This window comes from Desulfobotulus alkaliphilus, assembly GCF_007830435.1.
Taxonomy (GTDB): domain Bacteria; phylum Desulfobacterota; class Desulfobacteria; order Desulfobacterales; family ASO4-4; genus Desulfobotulus; species Desulfobotulus alkaliphilus.
This window is the reverse complement of the sequence record NZ_VLLC01000024.1, coordinates 14,563-33,629: the sequence shown is the minus strand read 5'-3', so window position 1 is coordinate 33,629 and position 19,067 is coordinate 14,563. Positions and strand designations below refer to the sequence as shown.

The 19,067-nt window shown below is 52.6% G+C and carries 13 protein-coding genes; 1 reads left to right on the top strand and 12 read right to left on the bottom strand.

Annotated elements, in window-relative coordinates; translation table 11 throughout:
- Nucleotides 1-43: 43 nt before the first annotated feature.
- Genes LZ24_RS13185 through LZ24_RS13170 form a run of 4 tightly spaced genes read right to left on the bottom strand, consistent with a single transcriptional unit; the run spans nt 44 to nt 6,984 of the window.
- The gene (locus LZ24_RS13185; RefSeq protein ID WP_144685888.1) at nt 44-2,107 is read right to left on the bottom strand and encodes a CHASE2 domain-containing protein; all 2,064 of its coding nucleotides are present in this window, start codon (nt 2,105-2,107) and stop codon (nt 44-46) included.
- Nucleotides 2,104-5,181, bottom strand: coding sequence for a FecR family protein (locus LZ24_RS13180; protein WP_144685886.1), 3,078 nt, complete (start codon nt 5,179-5,181; stop codon nt 2,104-2,106). The genes LZ24_RS13185 and LZ24_RS13180 overlap by 4 nt, the downstream gene beginning before the upstream one ends.
- A 41-nt stretch (nt 5,182-5,222) precedes the next feature.
- Nucleotides 5,223-6,728, bottom strand: a complete 1,506-nt coding sequence (locus LZ24_RS13175; protein ID WP_144685884.1) for a surface lipoprotein assembly modifier — start codon at nt 6,726-6,728, stop codon at nt 5,223-5,225.
- Nucleotides 6,729-6,786: 58 nt separating this feature from the next.
- Nucleotides 6,787-6,984 (bottom strand): hypothetical protein, encoded by a 198-nt coding sequence (locus tag LZ24_RS13170; protein WP_144685882.1) that lies wholly within the window; start codon nt 6,982-6,984, stop codon nt 6,787-6,789.
- Between the two features lie 206 nt (nt 6,985-7,190).
- Here LZ24_RS13170 and LZ24_RS13165 point away from each other — a divergent pair, with 206 nt between their 5' ends.
- Complete coding sequence (locus tag LZ24_RS13165) at nt 7,191-8,576, top strand: NYN domain-containing protein (protein WP_144685881.1); 1,386 nt, start codon at nt 7,191-7,193, stop codon at nt 8,574-8,576.
- On the opposite strand, the gene LZ24_RS13160 is transcribed toward LZ24_RS13165, so the two are convergent.
- From LZ24_RS13160 to murC, 8 genes are all read right to left on the bottom strand, one after another.
- Nucleotides 8,577-10,538, bottom strand: a complete 1,962-nt coding sequence (locus LZ24_RS13160) for a sensor domain-containing diguanylate cyclase (protein WP_144685879.1) — start codon at nt 10,536-10,538, stop codon at nt 8,577-8,579. It lies immediately after the preceding gene.
- Nucleotides 10,539-10,607: 69 nt separating this feature from the next.
- Nucleotides 10,608-11,405 (bottom strand): substrate-binding periplasmic protein, encoded by a 798-nt coding sequence (locus LZ24_RS13155; RefSeq protein ID WP_186443144.1) that lies wholly within the window; start codon nt 11,403-11,405, stop codon nt 10,608-10,610.
- Between the two features lie 103 nt (nt 11,406-11,508).
- Nucleotides 11,509-13,236 carry a radical SAM protein gene (locus LZ24_RS13150; RefSeq protein ID WP_186443143.1) on the bottom strand — a complete coding sequence of 576 codons (1,728 nt, stop codon included), beginning with the start codon at nt 13,234-13,236 and terminating at the stop codon, nt 11,509-11,511.
- Between the two features lie 126 nt (nt 13,237-13,362).
- A complete protein-coding gene (gene ftsZ / locus LZ24_RS13145; protein WP_144685872.1) occupies nt 13,363-14,574 on the bottom strand; it encodes a cell division protein FtsZ in 1,212 nt (403 codons plus the stop codon).
- Between the two features lie 94 nt (nt 14,575-14,668).
- Nucleotides 14,669-15,895 carry a cell division protein FtsA gene (ftsA, locus tag LZ24_RS13140; protein WP_144685870.1) on the bottom strand — a complete coding sequence of 409 codons (1,227 nt, stop codon included), beginning with the start codon at nt 15,893-15,895 and terminating at the stop codon, nt 14,669-14,671.
- Nucleotides 15,896-15,925: 30 nt separating this feature from the next.
- A complete protein-coding gene (locus tag LZ24_RS13135; RefSeq protein WP_246118596.1) occupies nt 15,926-16,780 on the bottom strand; it encodes a cell division protein FtsQ/DivIB in 855 nt (284 codons plus the stop codon).
- A complete protein-coding gene (gene murB / locus LZ24_RS13130) occupies nt 16,761-17,696 on the bottom strand; it encodes a UDP-N-acetylmuramate dehydrogenase (RefSeq protein WP_186443141.1) in 936 nt (311 codons plus the stop codon). Before murB ends, LZ24_RS13135 begins: the two co-directional genes overlap by 20 nt.
- Complete coding sequence (gene murC / locus LZ24_RS13125) at nt 17,680-19,065, bottom strand: UDP-N-acetylmuramate--L-alanine ligase (protein ID WP_144685864.1); 1,386 nt, start codon at nt 19,063-19,065, stop codon at nt 17,680-17,682. The genes murB and murC overlap by 17 nt, the downstream gene beginning before the upstream one ends.
- Nucleotides 19,066-19,067 lie beyond the last annotated feature (2 nt).

The following is a 19,067-nucleotide window of genomic DNA, read 5'->3' as shown; positions in this document are numbered from 1 at the left end:
TGAAACCAGTTCTGCATGTGACACATTGCAGGCGGTTTTTCAACTATTTTTCTGTCATTTTTACTACATCGTTCCGGCTGCATGGAATAATTTGGGCCGCAGAAGCGTTTTTTTCCTGACTCACCTCGTACAGGGTGACGGGCTTCTCCTTACCCTTGACAATGACCCTTTCACGGCCCCTGACCACCAGCCCGGGGAAGCGGCCCTCTTCCATGAAAGGCCGGATTCTTTTAAGGGTCTCATCACTGATCAGGATGCGGGCCTGATATTTTTTTGTCAGGGACTCCAGTCTGGCCCCCAGGTTCACCTGATCGCCAATGATGGTGTAATCCATTTTCTGGCCCTCGGCACCAATGTTGCCCACCAGCACTTCGCCAGTGTTGAGTCCGATGCCACAGTCCAGAAGGGGTTTTCCTTCCTTTTTCCATTTCTGCTGGAGCCTTTCAAGCCTTTCAACCATGTCCAGGGCGCAATACACCCCAAGGGCGGCATGGTCGGGCTGAAGCATGGGGGCGTTCCAGAAAACCATGACAGCATCTCCGATGAACTTGTCGAGGGTTCCCTCATGGCGGAACACGGCCCTTGTCATTTCTCCGAGGTACTCATTGAGGATGCTGACCACCTCTTCCGGGGAATGTTTTTCTGAAAAGGAGGTGAACCCCCGGACATCGGAAAAAAGAACGGTCACCTCCCTGCGGATCCCCCCCAGCTTTGCCATTTCAGGATGCTGTATCAGTTCATTCACAACCCTTTCCGTGACATAGGAAGAAAACATGGCACGGATGCGGCGGGCGTTTTTTTCTTCAACGCCGTAGTGGAGTGCGGTGACGCCGCTGTAAATGAGCAGGGTATTGAGGAAGGGCAGGGTCAGGTTCAGCCAGAGTCCGTATCCTGTAAAGGCTGCATGGCCTGTGGCACCCAGTGCCAGAAGAAAACCCAGAGCCAGAGGGGAAGAGGTTTCTATGGCTCTGAAACGGGTGATGGCAAGGGTGAGCAGAAGGCCAGAGCCGAGGAGCAGGGCCAGATTCAGGGTAAAGGGGGCTTTTTGAAGGGGCTGGTCTTCCAGAAAGGACGCAATGAGGGACGCATGCTTTTCCACGCCGGGCATGGCCGCACTGTAGGGGGTTACCCGCAGGTCGTAGATGCCTGCGGCGGTGGCTCCGATAAGAACAATGCTGCCGGAAAGCTTTTTTTTGTCGGTCTGGTTTTCCAGAATATCCACAATGGAGACATGGGGAAAGCTGCGGCCGGGTCCGTAATAATTGATGAGGGTGCGTCCCCAGGGGTCCGTGGGAATGGTGCGCTCACCGAGCTGTATGCTGCGGGTGGCTTCCACCCGGATTTTTTCCAGCGGAACCTGAAGGTATTCCGCAGCGGCCCTGAGGCTCAGGGCCGGATAGAGATATCCGTCATGGGCAATGATAAGGGCCTCCCACCTCAGGGAACCGTCCTTGTCGGGAAACATGTTGATGTGTCCAAGACCCCTTGCATCTTCCATGAGCATGTCCATGGGCATGAGAAGGCGCTTGGCAAGGATGGGCGGATAATGGGAAAAGGCACTGCTGTTTTCGATGGATGTCAGGGCCGAAAGGGGGGGGATGGGGCTGGATAAGGGCTTTGGGCTGTGCTCAAAATCCATGACCAGGGGAAGCAGGGCATTGCCTGCCTGATACAGGGCTTCTGCAAGGATGGCATCGTTTTTTTCGGGTTCTGTGAAAAAAACGTCCCAGACAATGAGGGCGGCATCTGCTTCACCAAGTTTTTCCACAAGCCCTGCCATGACATTTCTGTCCCAGGGCCAGCGGCCGAGGCGGGCAAGGCTTTTTTCATCAATGGCTGCAATGACAATATTTTCAGGAACAGGCAGGGGGCCCCGCATTTTAAAACGGTAATCCAGAAGATTGTTTTCCACATGGTCAAAAAAGGGGACTTGAACATACAGAAGGCCTGCGCAGAAAAGGGTAATTCCCATGCCCGTGACAAGGGAAAGGCTTTTTCGCAGGCCTTCGGGGGTTTTGAAAACATGGCATAGAAAAATTTTCGGAGTTTTTTTTCCATTTTCGAGGGGATAAGACTCCGAAAATTTTCTCCGGAAAAAAGGGTTCATGGATCAACAATGCCTGCGGCTGTTCCGGAAAACTGATGCAGATCCGTATGGATCGGGCCTGCGGCAACCCCTTCAAAGCTGACAGTTCCGGTATAGCTGCCTCCTGTAAGGTTGCCTGCACCGTCATGGATATGGGCCTTCCACTGCCTTAAGGCGGTGTCAAATTTTTGAAAGGTGAAATTCGTGCTCAGGCCATCTCCTGAAAGGGGGACGGTGAGTCCCTGATAGTCCCTGGTGCTTCCGTAGTTGCCATAGATATTCTCTGTGGCCCAGATGCGGGGACGGGAACCCGTGACAGGGGCAAGGAAGATGACATCATTCATATGTACATTGATGATACCGTTTCCACTGTCCTTATTGCCGAAGAGGGTGGCACGGCCTACTTCAAAGGCGGGTATGCGAAGCTGGATCAGGGCCTCCGTGTCCGGATGGCTGCCCGTGTCTGTTTTGCTGAGGAGCATGACCGTGTTCATAAAGCTGCCCAGATCAAAGGCCTGCCATCCTGCGGCATCAAAGGTGCCTACGGTTTCTCCGATATAGATTCCTGTCGAGTTGCCTGCGGCATCGGAGCGACTGTAGTATCCTATGCTTTTTCCGCTTATCCTGTCCTCCTCCCAGTTGTTTCCTGTCATGGAAACATGGAGGTTTATGCCTGGAAGGTTGTCGTCCGTATGTACCTTCAGGTGCCAGTCCGGACCCGTCGTTCCCGTATAGCTGCCCCCCATCTGCAACTTTGCGATTCCCCAACAGGGAGATTCGGGAAGATGCATCATGTGAAGGTTCTGTTCCAGGGTGTTTTCGGTGTTAATGGCACCGCCGCTGGCAAAGGATCCTGGGCGGGAGTAAAGGCTCAGGTAATAGCTTATCGGGGTAAGGGGACCGCTGTCCGGGCGGCTGGCCAGCGCAACGCTGCTTTGTATTCCCCCCTGTACGTGCATCATGGAAATACCCTCAAAAATGTTTTTTTCCCCTGCAGCTCCCATGATTCCGCTGAAAATACCCGTTCTGTTATAGGGATCCCGGTAAAGGGAACGTATTCTTGTTTCCATATTGTCATGAATCTGCCGACCTCCAATGAAGCCGCTGAAAGCACCGCCATCATAGGTGGACATGGAGCCGTCCACGTAATTATAGCTTGCCATGCTTCCCGTAAAGATACGGGGTGTATGGAGATCCGTAACGGGATACCTTCCCATGAGGCTCACCGGCTGATGGAGCTGTGATGCCTGGAGGTTCCAGAGAGTGCTGCCGCTCTGGTCATGGACTCCTCCCCATATGGTTTCCATGTGGTGAATTTCCGGAATAAGATTACCAGAGAAGGCTATGGGCATGTCCAGCATGGCGGCAAAGGCAAGGGGAGTCATGCGCAGCTTCTGTTTGGTGAAAAGATCCAGCGAGGTGGAGACGTGGCCTTCCACCATGTCTGTATCGGAAAATGCATTGAAGATGACTCCGCCTTTTCCCATGTAGCGCATGCCCATGTAGCTCAGAAAGCCTTCTCCATGGAGCATCTTCCCATCCCTCTGAACGATGGCAGGAATTTCGGTGATCCAGAATCCGTGATCCATGGTTGTGGTTTCTCCATAGGCGAAACCACCTCCGTAAAAACGATCCGGCGGACCTTCTGGCTGGCTGAGACTGACAGGGATATGGATCACGCCTTCCTTCATTGTGCTGTGCATATAAAACTTGCCGTAAGTATCCGCAGGGGCTGTGGTGTCACTGTGGATTCTTCCAGTCAGATGCCAGGTATCAGCACCGTAAAAGAATGTTTCCGAAAGCTTGCCAATGATTTCATCGTTTTGGTTTTTTGCCCTGATATCAATGATATGTAGGCCTTCTTCGAAATTATTGATATAAAAATTAATGCTTTCTTCCGGGGTGCTGTTTAATGCAACCCAGTTGCCACTGTCGTTGAGCTGGTATTCGAACAGCACAGGTGTATCCGCTACGATGACCCACTGTCCATGGGAACTGGGGGTGAATTTTGTTCCCTCTGCCATGGAAAGGGAAGCCCGTTCAGGCTCAGGCTCAGGTTCAGGTTCGGGCTCAGGTTCAGGCTCAGGTTCAGGCTCAGGTTCAGGCTCAGGCTCAGGTTCAGGTTCGGGCTCAGGTTCAGGCTCAGGCTCAGGTTCAGGTTCGGGCTCAGGTTCGGGTTCAGGTTCAGGTTCGGGTTCAGGTTTGGGATCAGGAAAAGGGGGCTGCTGGTTTATGGGATCCGTAATGGGCGGCGGTTCAGCTGTACCTTTATGGGGTGCTTCCAGTATGCTTCTTTCCGTATCCGCTAAAAGGAGGGGAGGGCTGAAATCAGGGCTTTCCAGGGAGAGGGGCGCGATACCCAATCCCTTTTTTTCCGGGACAGGACCCGGGGGGCTGCCCTCAGCCTCTCCGCTATCTGCTGCCTCATCACGGGAAGTATCCTGCTGGTGCCTTTGCATTTCTTTCGTTTTTATGGATCTTGGGCTCTGGGGTATCCGGCCCGGCAGGATGGTGCTGGCATAGCCCGGAGTCAGCCTTATCCGGATTTCGGGTTTTTTGGGATTAAAAACATCCACAAGTCCTTTATCCACCAGTACCATTGTGGTGTTTTTATCGTGGAGAACAATGAAGTCGGTTCCCCTTACTCCTGCAACGGCATTGGGGGTATGGATCTCAAAGCGGTTTCCGGAATCCGGAAGGGCAAGGCGTTTTGTGTTTTCAGGGTTTACAATGGCTCTTGTTTTTCCTCTGGGCAGGGAGAAGATATGGCTTCCCGTGGTTTCGCCCATCAGATATTCTTTAATGTCGATGCGGCTGCGCTCCGCAATATCCAGACGATTGCCGTCTTTGAAAAGAATGGAGGCGCTGCCTGCACTACGGGTGCGTATGACATCATGGACATAAAGCAGCATATTGATTTCTGCGGGTAAAGCAGGGAGGTTCCCTCCTTTCAACACATCCACTGTGCCGGAAATTCTGTCAAAATATCCCACCGCCTGCTCTGCGTGCAGGGCTGGGGTGTGGATGAAAGGCAGGCATAAAAGGGAAAAAAAGAGCAGGCTGGATATCTTGTGGAAACTGTTTTGACTGTACATGGGGCCTCCTTTGCTCTTTTTTGCCGGGCATTATTTTAGGATTAAAAGCGGTATTCCAGTCCTGCGCTTAAAACATTGCGACGGTATTCATAAATTGGGATGTTGGAATCATCCCTGCTGCCCGTGTAACTCAGGCTGAAGAGTAGGTTGGGAGAAAGATCCCATAGAAAAAGGGCGGTCCAGGCTGTGTCCTTATCCCTGCGGCGAATGCCGAATACGGAGTGTTCTTTGCTGTAATCCTGTTTCAGATGTTCTGCTGAGAAGGACAGGCGGATTTTTTTCTGAAGGGGGATGAGGATGCCAGCGCCATAGCGCTGCCCTTTGTTTTTCCAGTTGTTTCCTTCGGCCTCATCCCGGATATGCTCATACCGGATATGAAAAAGCCCTCCGGCTTCCGTGAATGAATAAAAATAGGCTGCTGAGGCAGTGTATATGTCGCTGTCCCGGTTTTCATCGGCCAGCCTTGGTGCCTGAAGCATCTCCCTTCTGGTATAGGCTGCGGAAAGGCGGAGGGTATGATTCGATTGCATCTGCACCAGAAGGGTGGGCCGGATACTGGCATTGCTCATGTATTCGTGCCCTCCCAGCCAGGTTCGGTCCCAAAGCAGGGGCAGTGACAGGTTGCCTCCTTTGAAGTGGAAGGCAGGGGAAAGGGAAAGGGATGGCATCAGGGTGTTGTGGGTGGATGTATCCCTGTAAACTGTGCTGTTCATGGCAAGGCGGCCGTTAAAGGAGAAAGGCCTGTCCAGAAGTGGACTGAAGCGCACCTGAAAAGAGCTGGAAAGGGCCGTGTCCTTTTTATCTGTTATATCTATGCCCCTGATCCGGGTCGATGGACTGGCAATGACATTGTCATCATAACGGCCTTCGGCTCCAAGGCTGAAGTGCCACTTTCTGTGCCTTTCCATGAGCAGGGAAAGGGACTCGCTGTATTCCTTTGCAAAGTCTGCCTGATCCGTATCAGGAGCCATGGTGGAAAGGGCTTCCAGGCTGTTTTTTGCCCGGCGGAGTTTTCCTTCCTGCACATGGAGCATTGCGATCTGGAGTTCTGCGGCTGTGCTCAGGTCCGGGTTTTTCTGTATGGCATCCTGAAAGGCCTGGATGGCTTCTTCGCTTTTTCCTCTCCGGGCAGCATTCAGGCCTTTGAGAAAGGCGATCTGATCCGGCCGTATGCCCTCGCTTTCCGCCTCAAGGATATAGCCGCTGGCCTCAGAGGTACGGTCCATGCGCATCAGGACTTCGATGATCTCTGTATAGGCATCATTGATACGGGGTTTCAGTATCAGGGCCTTTCGGTAATGGCGGACAGCTTTTTCATAATCTCCGGTCTGCTTGAAAGTCAGTCCCAGATAAAAGGCCGTGATGGAGGATGCGGGGTCATCCTTTTCCGCCTGCTTAAATGAAATCAGTGCCTCTTCAAAACGTTCCTCCCTGTATTCGGCAATTCCCCTGAGAAGGGGGTTGGCTGCCACGGCAGGCAGGCAGAAGGCAAGGGAAGAAAAGGTCAGAAAAAAACAGGGCAGAATAAAAAAAATATTTTTTTTCATGGGGCAGGCTCCCTGTCCGGGAAGATATGTGAAAGGCGTTTATACGGGTTTTTTTTGTTCATGGATGGAGGATTTCTGGTAAAATAATCCTGCGCTCTGGAGCATCGGATACGAAGGACGGTGTTTTTTCTGTTTTCAAAAAAGAGTATGGGTCAATATAACTGAAATAATGTGGGAAAGTAAAGGGGGTAATGGAGGCGCCAGAGGTTTTTATCAGAAAATCCTTTTTTTTTCGGTTTTTCCATGTTTCTGCCATGGGGGCAGGATAATCCGTGGGTTTTTTTATTCAGCAGTGGTATTCTTATGGGCTGTGGATGAAGGCCCGGCTTTTTCATCCACTTTGCCATGCAGAAGGGCAGATTTTTTTTCTGTCCGTAAAAAATAGGAATCCCTTCCGTAAACGGCAAGGGATTCTTTGCACTTGATATTTTCCCGCAATTTTAAGGCGGGAAAGGAGGAAACATGCAATATCTGGAATGTAACACACGGTCCATGCGCAGTGCTGTATTTGTGGATTTTGATAATATTTTCATCCGGCTTTCAGAGCTGGATGCAAATATTGCAAGAACCTTTGCCACGCGTCCCCTGGACTGGATTTCATGGCTTGAAAATTCCCTGCCGCCCTATGCGGGCATTGATGCCGGGGCAAAGCGCAATATTCTGGTGCGCCGCTGCTATCTGAATCCCAAAAGTTTCGGGAATTTCAGGCCTTACTTTATCCGGGGAGCCTTTGAGACCGTGGATTGCCCCAGCCTGACCACCCAGGGGAAAACCAGTGCGGACGTGCACATGGTGGTGGATCTTCTGGATCTTCTGGACCATAAGGTCAATTACGATGAATTCATCATCATGAGTGCGGATGCGGATTTTACGCCTGTGCTTTTGAAATTACGGAAGTGGGACCGGAGAACGGCGGTACTGGCTGTGGGTTCCACCTCCCCCGCCTACAGGGCAGCCAGCGACCTTGTCATTGATCAGGATGTATTCATCGAAGAAGCCCTTGGCGGAGGCAATATGGGGTATTCGGAGCCTGCACGCATTATCCGACGACCTGAACCACAGGCAGCGAATGGCACCTCAGCCCTTATTTCTGACCTGTCTGGTACAGCACATGTGGAGATTCCTGCCCCTGTTTCTCCGGAGAAAAGTGCATATACGCCCCATGCCCGTCCGAATGGGGGGGGCACCGGCATGGAAAAACAGAAGGAACAGTGTTCCCGTCTGGTGCAGACCTTTGTCCGGTCCTCACCGGAAGCCGTTACCATGGCCCAGCTTGCTTACCGTATCCGGCAGGCTTTTCCCGAAGTGAGTCTCGACTGGCAGGGAAAGGGGAGTTTCAAGCTCTTTCTTGCGGAGCTGGATCTGGGAACCCTGGCCACTTCCCCGGTGATTCCGGGGTATGTATATGACCCCCTGCGCCACATGGCCCCTGCAGGAGATACGGGAATCCGGGATGAGGTATTTGAGGCTGCTGAACCGGAAATGGCAGCCCTTGCCAGAAAAATCCATGACCTCACGGATACACCCTATCTTTCCCCTACCCATTACGGCGTCCTTTTTTCCGCCATTGCCCAGGAAATCAACCAGTCAGGCTATAATATGACCACGGTGTCCAAAGCAGTCCGGGACCGCTGCAAGGAAAAGGAAGTGCCGGTGGCCAGACAGCATGTCAATTTTGTTTTGCGGGGGATTGCCTTTACAGGACATCGTTTTGGTGAGGGCCGGGAATCCGCCGGGACCCTTGCAGAACGCCTTCTGGCCAATACCCTGAACCTCTGCGAGAATGCCCAGCTTTCCCTGACGGAAACGGAGATGGCCCTTTTACGGAGATGGTTCCATAGACAGTAATCATGATGACGGGGCGGGGAGAATGCATGCACCGCCCTTCTTTTTTGCCTGATACATCCGGGATTCCGCTGCCTGCAGCAGAAGATCCGGGCAGCGAAGGGTTTCCGTGGGTACGGCAACACCGATGCTTAAGGTCGTATAGATGTCCGGCATCTCTGCCATTTTTTTTCCGTGTATCTGCTTTTGAAAGCGTAAGGCTGCTTTCAGCCCTTCTTCAAGGTCCGTTTCCGCCAGATGGATGGCAAAGGTGTCGCCGTCAATGCGGGCAAGGGTATCGCAGCTTCGCAGAGCCTGTAAAAGTCCTTCCGCCAGGGAACAGAGAATTTTATCTCCTGTTCCATGGCCATAGCGGGCGTTGATGTCCCGAAAGTGGTCCATGTTCAGAACAAGAAGGGCGAAGGGCGTCCCGTAACGGCAGAAGCGTCCGGCCTCACGGGTGATGAGTTCCATGAAACTCCGGCGGTTGGGAAGCCCCGTAAGGCGGTCTGTGTGGGCCATATGGCGGAGCTGGTTTTCCAGCTGGCGCTGCCTGCTGATATCCGTAAAGAATCCCCGTATGGTCAGCATATGACCGTCCGGGCCCATTTCCGCATAGGCCGTGATGGAAGCATGGCCGACGGTGCCGTTTTTTCTCCGGAACCGGGTGGGAAAATCTTCTACACCCCCTGCCATAAGACGGTTTTTAAGGATTTTTCTGTCCTGCCTGTCCAGATAGAGCTCCTGGGCAATATCCTGAATATGGAGAATCATGTCTTCCGGTGATTCATATTCAAGAATATGGGCCATGCCTTTGTTGACATGGATAAAACGGCCTTCCGGTGTGGATATAAAAATACCGATGGGAGCTCTTTCAATGAGGGTTTCCATCTGTTTTTTTAAAGAGATCTTCTTTTCTTCACTGCGCCACAGATCTATGGCCAGCTGTCTGCAAAGTGTTTTCAGGGGAGATGTGAATTTTTTGTGGGAAAGGGGCAGGAGTTCGGGGCCCCGTATCTGTATCAGGTGGATGTCTTTTTCAAAGGCTTTGATTTTCCGCCGGGCTTTTCCATGGAAAAGTATCTGGATCAGAATATAAAAGATCAGGATGGCAGCCATGACCATGAGGGCTGTCTGCTGCATGGAGAGACCCTGCCTGTTTTGCAGTGAAAGGGGAAGCCCCTGCAGAATACGCCAGGGCGGCTGTTCCAGGGTGCGGGTTGTGAACAGCATTTCAGGGGTGTGCTCATCCATTTTAATAATATCTTTTTCATGATTGAGGATGGTGACAAGGTGCAGGGGATTTTTCTGGAGAATCTTTACCTTTTCGGGATGGGGGGAGGCCACAAGCTGTCCGTCTGAGGCGAAAATGGCAAGGAGCCCCTTTTCTCCTGCGGGTGCTGCGGCAAGGAAACTGTCCAGATCTTCGGTCAGCAGATCCATGCCCATTACCCCGGTCATTTCATTGGATTCAGGGTCATGGATGGTGGTGACGACACTGATGACCCGCCTGTTTGTGGGGACTTCCACATAGGGTGAGGTCCAGAGGATTTCTCCGGGCTGATTCAGGGCGTGGCGGAACCAGGGTCTTCTTCTGGCATCGTATCCTTCGGGAAGCGGGGCCGCAGGTTCAAAGAAAATGGTGCCATCCATACGGGCAAAATAAATATAGTAAACATGGGGGTGTGTTCCCAGAAAATCCTTCCACTGCTTTCTCACAAATGCCCCATGGTTTTTCGGGTCTCTGGCAAATTGGAGAAAAGTATCATCAAGGGCTAGTATTTCAAGGGATCGTTCAAAATCTTTAATATAGTTGAGAATGGCCGTATCAATGAGGATATCCATCTGGGCATTGGCAGCGTCGCGGAACTGGGCCAGACCAGCCAGCTCGTTTTTTTTGTCTGCCTGACTGCCCATAAAAAAAATACCCGTAAAAACAAAGAAAAGAAGGTAAAGACTTTTTCGCTGGCAGAGAGAATGAAGCATGGTATATCCTTAGGATGGAAAAAGGGTAAAGGCTCAGCATTCCATGCTCCTGAGGCAGGAGATGAAATTTTACAATCCGTCTGTGCTGCCGGAGCTGAGAGAAGGTTCCGGAATGAACGATTCGGTTTCTGCCTTAAAATACCGGTTGTGGAGCTGTTTATAGGCTTCTGAATTTCGGTACTCCCTCAGAGCGTTTGAAAATTTTTCTGCTGTTTTTTCATCCACCCGTTTCCGGTTGAATATGAGGTAGAGGCCATCGGTTTTGACGGGAGATTCTGCAAAAGGACGTATGCCTTGAATTCTTTCCTTTTGCATAATAAAATAGCCGTTGTTCAACTCCGCCACAATCATGTCCAGACGGCCTGCGGCCAGTTTGCGGAAATTCAGCTCGTCGCTGCTGGCTTCCTCCGGACGTCCGTATTGTGTAAGGATTTCCCAGAATTCCGGCGTATAGGAATAGCCCCGGACCACACCAACGCGTTTACCCCTGAGATCCGCAAAGGATGTGTAGCTTATACCCGAGTCTTCCCTTGTCCAGAGAACCCAAGGGCTTTCGGTCAGGGGAAGTTCCGGATACATGGCATAGCTTTCCCGTTCAGGGGTGTGATTGGCGGAAAAAAGTCCGTCCACCTCACCCTTTTCCAGCATGAGCAGGGCCCGTTTCCAGGGGTAGGCGTGGATGACGGTAATGGGAATTTCTGCCATTTCAAAAATATTTTTTACCAGTTCCGTACGGAACCCGGAGACATGGCTGTTTTCCTGTATCTGGTAAGGGGGCCAGATATCACAGACCAGGGTAAGGGGGTCGGCAAGGGCCCTTACCTGCAGAGAGAAACAGAGGATGCAGGATAAAAGAAAGCGGATCATGACGGTTCTCCTGTCCCGGTAAAAAGACCAAATTGTGAAGCCATAAGGAAATAATTCAGGCGTCGGGCATTCTTCTTCTGCCATTTTTGGATCATAGGGGATTTCAGGGAGGAGGAAAAGGAACTTTTTCTCTGCATATGCCACAGTCTTCACAGTTTTTCATGGGGCAGGGCGGTGTGGGTAAAGCCTTTTTCGCTTTCATATATTCCTTTTCAAGAAAGCTTCTGCGTATGCCGTTATCTATGATTTCCCATGGGAGATAATCCCCGAAGCTGCGGGCTTCAAGGCAGGGACCGGGGTCAAAGTCAATGGAGCGGCATGCCCTTGCAAGGTGTCCCTTTTCCTGCCACAGGGCAGTGATCAGCCGGGATGTGTCCCGGTCTCCTTTGGCCAGAAGGGCCTGCAGGATACTGTTTTTAGGATTTTCATCGTGGAACCGGACATTGGGAACGGGCGCAAAGCTTTTACGCAGGCTTTTCAAAATTTTTTTCAGATGATTTTCACTCTCCATGGCAGCCCACTGGAAAGGGGTGAAGGGTTTGGGCACAAAGGGGGATACGCCTACGGTAATGCTGCCCATATAGCCTTTTAAGCGGCTGGCTTCCAGAAAGCGGGCCTTGATTTCCAGAACAAGATCCTTCAGGGCTGTAATGTCTTCAGGCTTTTCTTCGGGCAGCCCTATCATAAAATACAGACGGATGTTGGGAATACCTGCAGAGACCAGCTTTTCTGCCGCCTCCAGTATGGTGGGGGTGTCCAGCCCTTTATTGATCACCTGCCTCATTCTGGGGCTGCCGGCCTCAGGGGCAATGGTGGCGGTTTTCACGCCCCCTGCCACGAGAGCATCCAGCAGGGCAGGTGTAAGGGCATCGGCCCGCAGGGAGCTGAAGCTCAAGACCAGATTCCCGTCTTTTGCTGCCGCACATATCCGGTCGATGTCCTTTAAGTCCGATACTGCGGTTCCCATCAGGCCGATTTTCATGTTTCTGGCTTTTCCTTCCGCCATGGCCCTTTCCAGCACATCCATATTCCGGAAACGGGGGGGGCGGTATACAAAGCCTGCGGAGCAGAACCTGCATCCGTGGGGACAGCCCCGGCTGACCTCAATGAGAAAGGTATCCGCAAAGGCGCTGTCCGGAGAGGTGATCACGCTGCAGGTGGCCTGATTTTTTGCATGGGGGTCAAAAACCCGTTTTATTTTTTCAGGCAGCCCGGCTTCGGTTTTGTATCCGCAGATGTCTCCTTTTTCATTGCGAAGGGGCGTATAAAATGCGGGGGCGTAAATTCCGTCCATCTCCTTTGCCATGGCACAGAGACTTTCTTTGCGGGAAAGATTCCGGTAACGGGCAAAAAGATTAAAAAAGGGACGGGTAAGAACTTCCGCCTCACCAATGAGAAAGAGGTCAAAGAAATCCGCAAGGGGTTCGGGATTGAGGAAGGTGGCCACACCGCCTGCAAGGATGAGGGGGTGGTTTTTGTTTCTGTTTTCCCGGAGAAAGGGAATGCCGCCTTGATGGAGAATGGCAGGGATATTTGGATAATCATTCTCAAAGGAAAGGGAAAAAGCCACAATATCGCACTGATCCAGAGGCCATCCGGATTCGAGGCTTTTGATTGGTCCCGGGGTTTCAGGGAGCAGAAAACGCTCACAGGCCACATCCTCCCTGGCGTTAAAAAGGGCGTAGACGGCCTGAAAACCAAGGTTGGCCATGGCCACGGCATAGGTGTTGGGAAAAACAAGCCCTACCCGCACCCGCCCCCTGCTGTCCTTGCGGATTACTCCGGTTTCGGACACAGGGGAATGGGAGGATGGGGTGCTTTTTCTGGCCATGTTGTTTCCGAAAGAAGGGCCTGTCAAAACAGCATCAGGCCTGAATTCAGGGAGTTTTTTGTCCTTCATCCGATGAAGGGACTCCGGTTATTTTTTTTAAAATGCCCTGCAGCAGACCCCGGAAGCTCAGTCTGCTTTGCGGCGCAAAAAAGTGGGAATTTCCAGATCATCCCTGTCTATGCTGCCTTTTCTGATTTCAGGAATATCCTGCATGTCATCCCCTGAGGCTTTTTTCCTCTGGATAATGCCAGTATCGTGAAGCCCGGGATTTTCAAGATCGTCAGGGGTAAGCTCCCGGATTTTGCCACGGGTTGCAGGACCTGCTGACCGGCTGCTGCTGCGGTGGGGGATGACGTTGGCTGCTCTGGCCTGCATTTCCTCTTTGCTGCCGATGCCCGTGGCAATGACGGTGATGCGCAGTTCTTCCCCGAGATTCTCATCAATGGCATGGCCCCAGATGATTTCCGCATCATCGCCCACTTCTTCATAGATGCGGTCCATGGCTTCGGTCATTTCATCCATGGTGAGTTCGCTGGTGGACGTGATGTTCATGAGAAGACCCTTGGCGCCGGCAATGGAGATATCTTCCAGCAGGGGATGACTGATGGCCCTTTCTGCAGCTTCCACGGCCCGGTTTTCTCCTTCGGCAATCCCAATGCCCATGAGGGCCATCCCTGCCTTGCTCATGGTGGTGCGTACGTCGGCAAAGTCCAGGTTCACAAGGCCGGGTACCATGATAAGATCGGTGATACCCTTGACGGAGTGGTGGAGAATCTCATCGGCTTTTTTAAACATATCCACCATGCGGGCATTTTTGTGGGCAATGCCCCGGAGCCTGTCATTGGGAATGGTGATCACCGTATCTGCCACATTTTTCAGCTCCTCAAGGCCTTCTTCCGCCTGACGCAGCCGCTTTTTTCCCTCAAAACTGAAGGGTCTGGAAGCCACTGCAACGGTGAGGGCCCCCAGTTCCTTGGCAATGCGGGCAACAACGGGCGCAGCCCCTGTGCCTGTACCGCCGCCAAGGCCAGCGGTGATGAAGACCATGTGGCTGTCCTTCAGCGCCTCCCGGATTTCCGCTTCACTTTCCGTGGCCGCTTCATGGCCCACGCTGGGGTTGGCTCCGGCACCAAGACCTTCGGTCAGGGTGGTACCCAGCTGGATTTTTACGGGAGCTTTGGAAATGTCCAGGGCCTGGGCATCGGTGTTGGCCGCAATGAATTTGACGCCCTGAAGATTGGCGTCAATCATGTTGTTGATGGCATTGCCGCCGGCACCACCGACACCGATTACTTTGATTTTTGCAGTTTTTTCATTTTCCACGTAGGTGAAACTCATATTCCCTCCTTTTTGCGGTCCCCTTTTGGATTCCAAAAAATTCAGTGCACATCAACCTGGTGATTGTTTTGTCGCAATAACGATTTCCCGTGGCTCAGATGGCATTTTTAAACCATTCTTTCATTTTTGCGAGAATCCCGGCAAAGCCACCCTTTTCTTTCACTTTTACCTGAGAGTTTTCATCCTGTCTGGCTCCGTAAAGAACAAGCCCTACGGCGGTGGCGAAATTGGGATCCTGAATCACGTCCTTCAGCCCGCCGACACCTTTGGGATTGCCGATGCGTGCAGGCAGATTGAAAAAAGACTCGCAGAGTTCCGTGATGCCGTGGAGCATGGCACCCCCGCCCGTGAGTACAATGCCTGAAGAAATATGGCTTTCCATGCCTGCCCGGTAGATTTCCCGCTTGATCAGGCTGAAGATTTCCTCTGCGCGGGGCTCAATAATTTCTCCTAAAATCTGGCGGGGCAGCTTCCTGGACTCCCGTCCTGCCATGCCCGGAACCTCAATTTCCTCGTCGGGGCTTATTTCTTCGGAAAGGCAGGTTCCGTGTTTAATTTTGATGCGTTCGGCATCGGCAATGGGGGCCCTCAGTCCGATGGCAATGTCATTGGTAAGGTTGTTACCGCCCAAGGGCAGGATGAAGGTGTGGCGGATATTGTTGCCAGAGAAGACGGCAAGGTCTGTGGTTCCTCCGCCAAGATCCATGAGGGCTGTGCCCAGTTCCCTTTCTTCGGCAGAAAGGACGGTTTCGCCCGATGCAAGGGATTCAAGCACAATATCAATGACTTCAAGTCCTGCCTTGTTACAGCACTTGACAATGTTGTGGGCAGAGGCCACCGCACCGGTGACAATGTGAATTTTAGTTTCAAGGCGGACGCCTGCCATGCCCACGGGGTTCTGGATGCCGAAGTGGTCATCCACAATGAATTCCTGGGGCAGGACGTGAATAACTTCCCGGTCCGTGGGGATGGCAACGGCCCTGGCGGCCTCAATCACCCTTTCCACATCCGCTTCCGTCACTTCCGGGCCTTTGATGGCAATGATGCCATGGGAATTGAAGCCCGTGATGTGCCCTCCTGCAATGCCTGCATAGACCCGGCTGATCTCGCAGCCTGCCATGAGTTCGGCTTCTTCCACGGCCTTGCGTATGGAAGATACGGTGGCATCAATATTGACCACCACGCCTTTTCTCAATCCGGTGGAGGGATGGGTGCCAATACCGATAATGTGGATTTCATTGCCGGATACTTCGCCCACCACCGCACAGATTTTGGTGGTGCCGATATCCAGGCCTACAATGATGTCGCCGTTTGTGTTCACGCGTCCCTCCTTTTTTCTGCCGGCAGGCCTTCAGGCTGCAGCCGGTATAACGACCACCCGGTCAGGCCGGACGAGATCGATGGTATCCATGGACTCTGTCTGATCCTGCACCTTCCGGTACTGGAGCAGGATACGAAGTCTCCGGGTTTTTGCCGCATAATCGGAAAAACCGAAGAAGATCTGTGAAGCCATTTCCGTATCTGCCAGCCCCAGACCCATGTCAGGATCCACCCAGAGGAAAAAGGTGGTATCCTTTTCAAGCAGTGGATGGGGTGGACCCTGCAGGAGCGACAGCAGGCTTTTTGCTCTGCCAAACCACAGGGCATTTTCCTTTGTGTCCGCAAGGGGCAGGCCCATAATGGCCGGATAGTTTTTGGGATCTTCTTCTGTAACCTCCTTGAAAATCCGGCCGGTGCTGTCTGCCCAGAAAGCTGTACGCCGGTCCGGTGTGGGGCTGAGCATGGCAAAGGGCTCCTCTTCCCTGATTTCTATTTCAAGGGAGCCGGGAAGTTTCCTGTTCACGGCTGCCCGATGAATCCAGGGGTGGCTTTCCAGTCTGAGCCTGACCAGCCTCAGATTCAGACTGAGCAGGTTGCTGTTTTCTGGAATTGCGATCTGTTCCAGTATGGCTGCCTGCTCTATCCCTTCGTTGCCCTTTATCCGGATATCCCGAATTTCAAAAAAAGCCGACTGCGTCAGGGTATCATGGATAAAAATCATCACAAGGCTCAGCACTAAAAGGGCTGCGCTGCGCCATACCCATGGAAAGATTTTTTTTGTCCCCAGACGCAGTGGAGATACCGCAGGATCTTTGACTCTGCGGTTGGGCTTTGTTTTTTTATGCCCTTTTTTCCCGGAAATGCCCTCAGCACGGCGTGTTTTCACCGACAATGCGGACCTCCCTTTCCAGGGTGATACCATGGGTATCCATGATTTCCTGCTGTATCCATGTCATCAGGGAAAGGATATCTGCGGCCCGGGCCTTTCCCCGATTGACAATGAAGTTGGCATGCCTTCTGGAAACCATGGCCCCGCCCCGCTGCATTCCTTTGAGCCCGGCCTCATCAATGAGGCGGCCTGCGGGAAGGTCGGGCAGGGGGTTTTTAAAAATACACCCGGCAGAAGCCGCATCCACAGGCTGGCTGGCCTTGCGCCGGATCAGGGAGGAGCGGATTTTATGCTTCAGAAACGCTGCATTGCCGGTGTCCAGCAGCCAGCGGGCTTCCAGAAGAATACGGTTTTCCACAGGGGTGCCGTCCTTCCAGTGAAAATGACGGTACCCGAAGGTAAAGTCTTCCCCTTTCAGGGTATGGACATGGCCATCTTTTTCACAAACGACAAGGCTCTCCAGACGTTCGCAGGCGGCTCCTTCCGGTGTGCCTGCATTCATGGCAATGGCGCCTCCCACGGTTCCGGGGATGCCAGCAAGGCTTTCAAGCCCGGTCAGTCCCTGGCCTGCGGCATGGAGACAGGCCCTGGGAAGCTTGGCCGCACATCCTGCAATGAGCTGCCTGCCTTCGGTGCGGATATACTTGAATCCATTGCCAAGCCTCACCACAAGCCCCCGCAGGCCGCCATCCCGTATGAGGAGGTTGGTACCCCCACCCATGATGAATACAGGAATATCCCCCTCTTTTGCTGCTGCCATGATTTTTGTCAGGGTGAGGATATCTTCCGGACAGCAGAAGAGATCCGCAGGTCCTCCCACCCGGAAACGGCTGTGGGCGGCAAGGGTTTCGTTTTCCCTGAAAACACCGGGAAATCTGGATATGAGTTTATGGTAGTCAGGCGGCTGCTGCACGGGAAAGTACCTCCGCCAGATTTTCACCGGTTTTGTATACATTGCCGGCACCAAGGGTCAGGACCACATCCCCTTTTTGCACAAAATCCTGAAGCAGGGACACCGGGTCGCTGTTTTCCGCCACACAGACAACCTGCCGGTGTCCATGGGCCTTGACACCCTCACAGAGACGCATGCCTGTCACTCCCGCGATGGGGGATTCCCCTGCTCCGTAAACGGGAAGCATGAACAGGGCATCGGATTCATAAAAAGCCCTTGTAAAATCATCAAAAAGGGCTGCTGTTCTTGAATACCTGTGGGGTTGAAAAACGACAACCAGCCGTCTGTCCGGGTAACTTTCCCGAACGGCCTCAAGGGTTGTCCGAATTTCCGTGGGATGATGGCCGTAATCATCCATGATGGTGATGCCATTGATTTCCGCTTTGATTTCCATGCGTCTGGCAACGCCTGAAATCTGTTCCAGCGCTTTGCGGATCTGATTAAAATCAATGGAAAGCTCACAGCCTGTGGCAATGGCTGCCAGTGCGTTGGTGACATTGTGCCGTCCCGGAAGATTCAGGGTGATATCTCCCAGAATTCTGCCATGGTGCAGGACCGTAAAACGATTTTTCATGCCTTCATTGCGGATATCCTTTGCCCGGTAGTCCGCCTGCCTCGAAAGACCGTAGGTGATAAAACGTTTTCCTATGCGGGGAATGATATTCTGTACATGTTCATTGTCTAAACAGACAACTCCCATACCATAAAAGGGCACCTTGTTGATGAATTCCGTAAAGGCCGTTTTAATTTCCTCTATGTCTTTATAATGATCCAGATGCTCCAGATCAATGTTGGTCACAACGGCAATGGCCGGGCTCATGCGGAGAAAGGAGCCGTCGGATTCATCGGCTTCTGCCACAAGAAAATCCCCTTCGCCAAGGCGGGCGTTGGTGCCTGAGCTTTTCAGTTTGCCACCGATGATAATGGTGGGGTCAAGACCGCCCTCAGCCAGTACCGCAGCCATGAGATTGGTGGTGGTGGTCTTTCCGTGGGCGCCTGCAATGGCAACCCCGTACTTCAGGCGCATCAGCTCCGCCAGCATTTCTGCCCTGGGGATGACGGGGATGGATTTTTCCCTTGCCCGGAGTATTTCCGGATTGTCTTTGCCTATGGCCGAAGAAATAACCACCACGTCGGCGTTTTCTACCTGAGAAGCCCCATGGCCCTGAAAAATATGTCCGCCCAGGGAAGCCAGCCTGCGGGTGATATCCGAAGAAACAAGGTCCGAGCCCGACACCCTGTAACCCAGGTTGAGGAGCAGTTCGGCGATGCCGCTCATGCCAATGCCGCCAATGCCCACGAAGTGAATATGATAGGTTTTCTGATACATAA

What these genes read in the sequence shown, in the direction of transcription:
- LZ24_RS13185 (WP_144685888.1), bottom strand. Translation starts at nt 2,107, where the DNA reads ATGAACCCTTTTTTCCGGAGAAAATTTTCGGAGTCTTATCCCCTCGAA.
- LZ24_RS13180 (WP_144685886.1), bottom strand. Translation starts at nt 5,181, where the DNA reads ATGTACAGTCAAAACAGTTTCCACAAGATATCCAGCCTGCTCTTTTTT.
- LZ24_RS13175 (WP_144685884.1), bottom strand. Translation starts at nt 6,728, where the DNA reads ATGAAAAAAAATATTTTTTTTATTCTGCCCTGTTTTTTTCTGACCTTT.
- LZ24_RS13170 (WP_144685882.1), bottom strand. Translation starts at nt 6,984, where the DNA reads ATGGCAGAAACATGGAAAAACCGAAAAAAAAAGGATTTTCTGATAAAA.
- LZ24_RS13165 (WP_144685881.1), top strand. Translation starts at nt 7,191, where the DNA reads ATGCAATATCTGGAATGTAACACACGGTCCATGCGCAGTGCTGTATTT.
- LZ24_RS13160 (WP_144685879.1), bottom strand. Translation starts at nt 10,538, where the DNA reads ATGCTTCATTCTCTCTGCCAGCGAAAAAGTCTTTACCTTCTTTTCTTT.
- LZ24_RS13155 (WP_186443144.1), bottom strand. Translation starts at nt 11,405, where the DNA reads ATGATCCGCTTTCTTTTATCCTGCATCCTCTGTTTCTCTCTGCAGGTA.
- LZ24_RS13150 (WP_186443143.1), bottom strand. Translation starts at nt 13,236, where the DNA reads ATGGCCAGAAAAAGCACCCCATCCTCCCATTCCCCTGTGTCCGAAACC.
- ftsZ (WP_144685872.1), bottom strand. Translation starts at nt 14,574, where the DNA reads ATGAGTTTCACCTACGTGGAAAATGAAAAAACTGCAAAAATCAAAGTA.
- murC (WP_144685864.1), bottom strand. Translation starts at nt 19,065, where the DNA reads ATGTATCAGAAAACCTATCATATTCACTTCGTGGGCATTGGCGGCATT.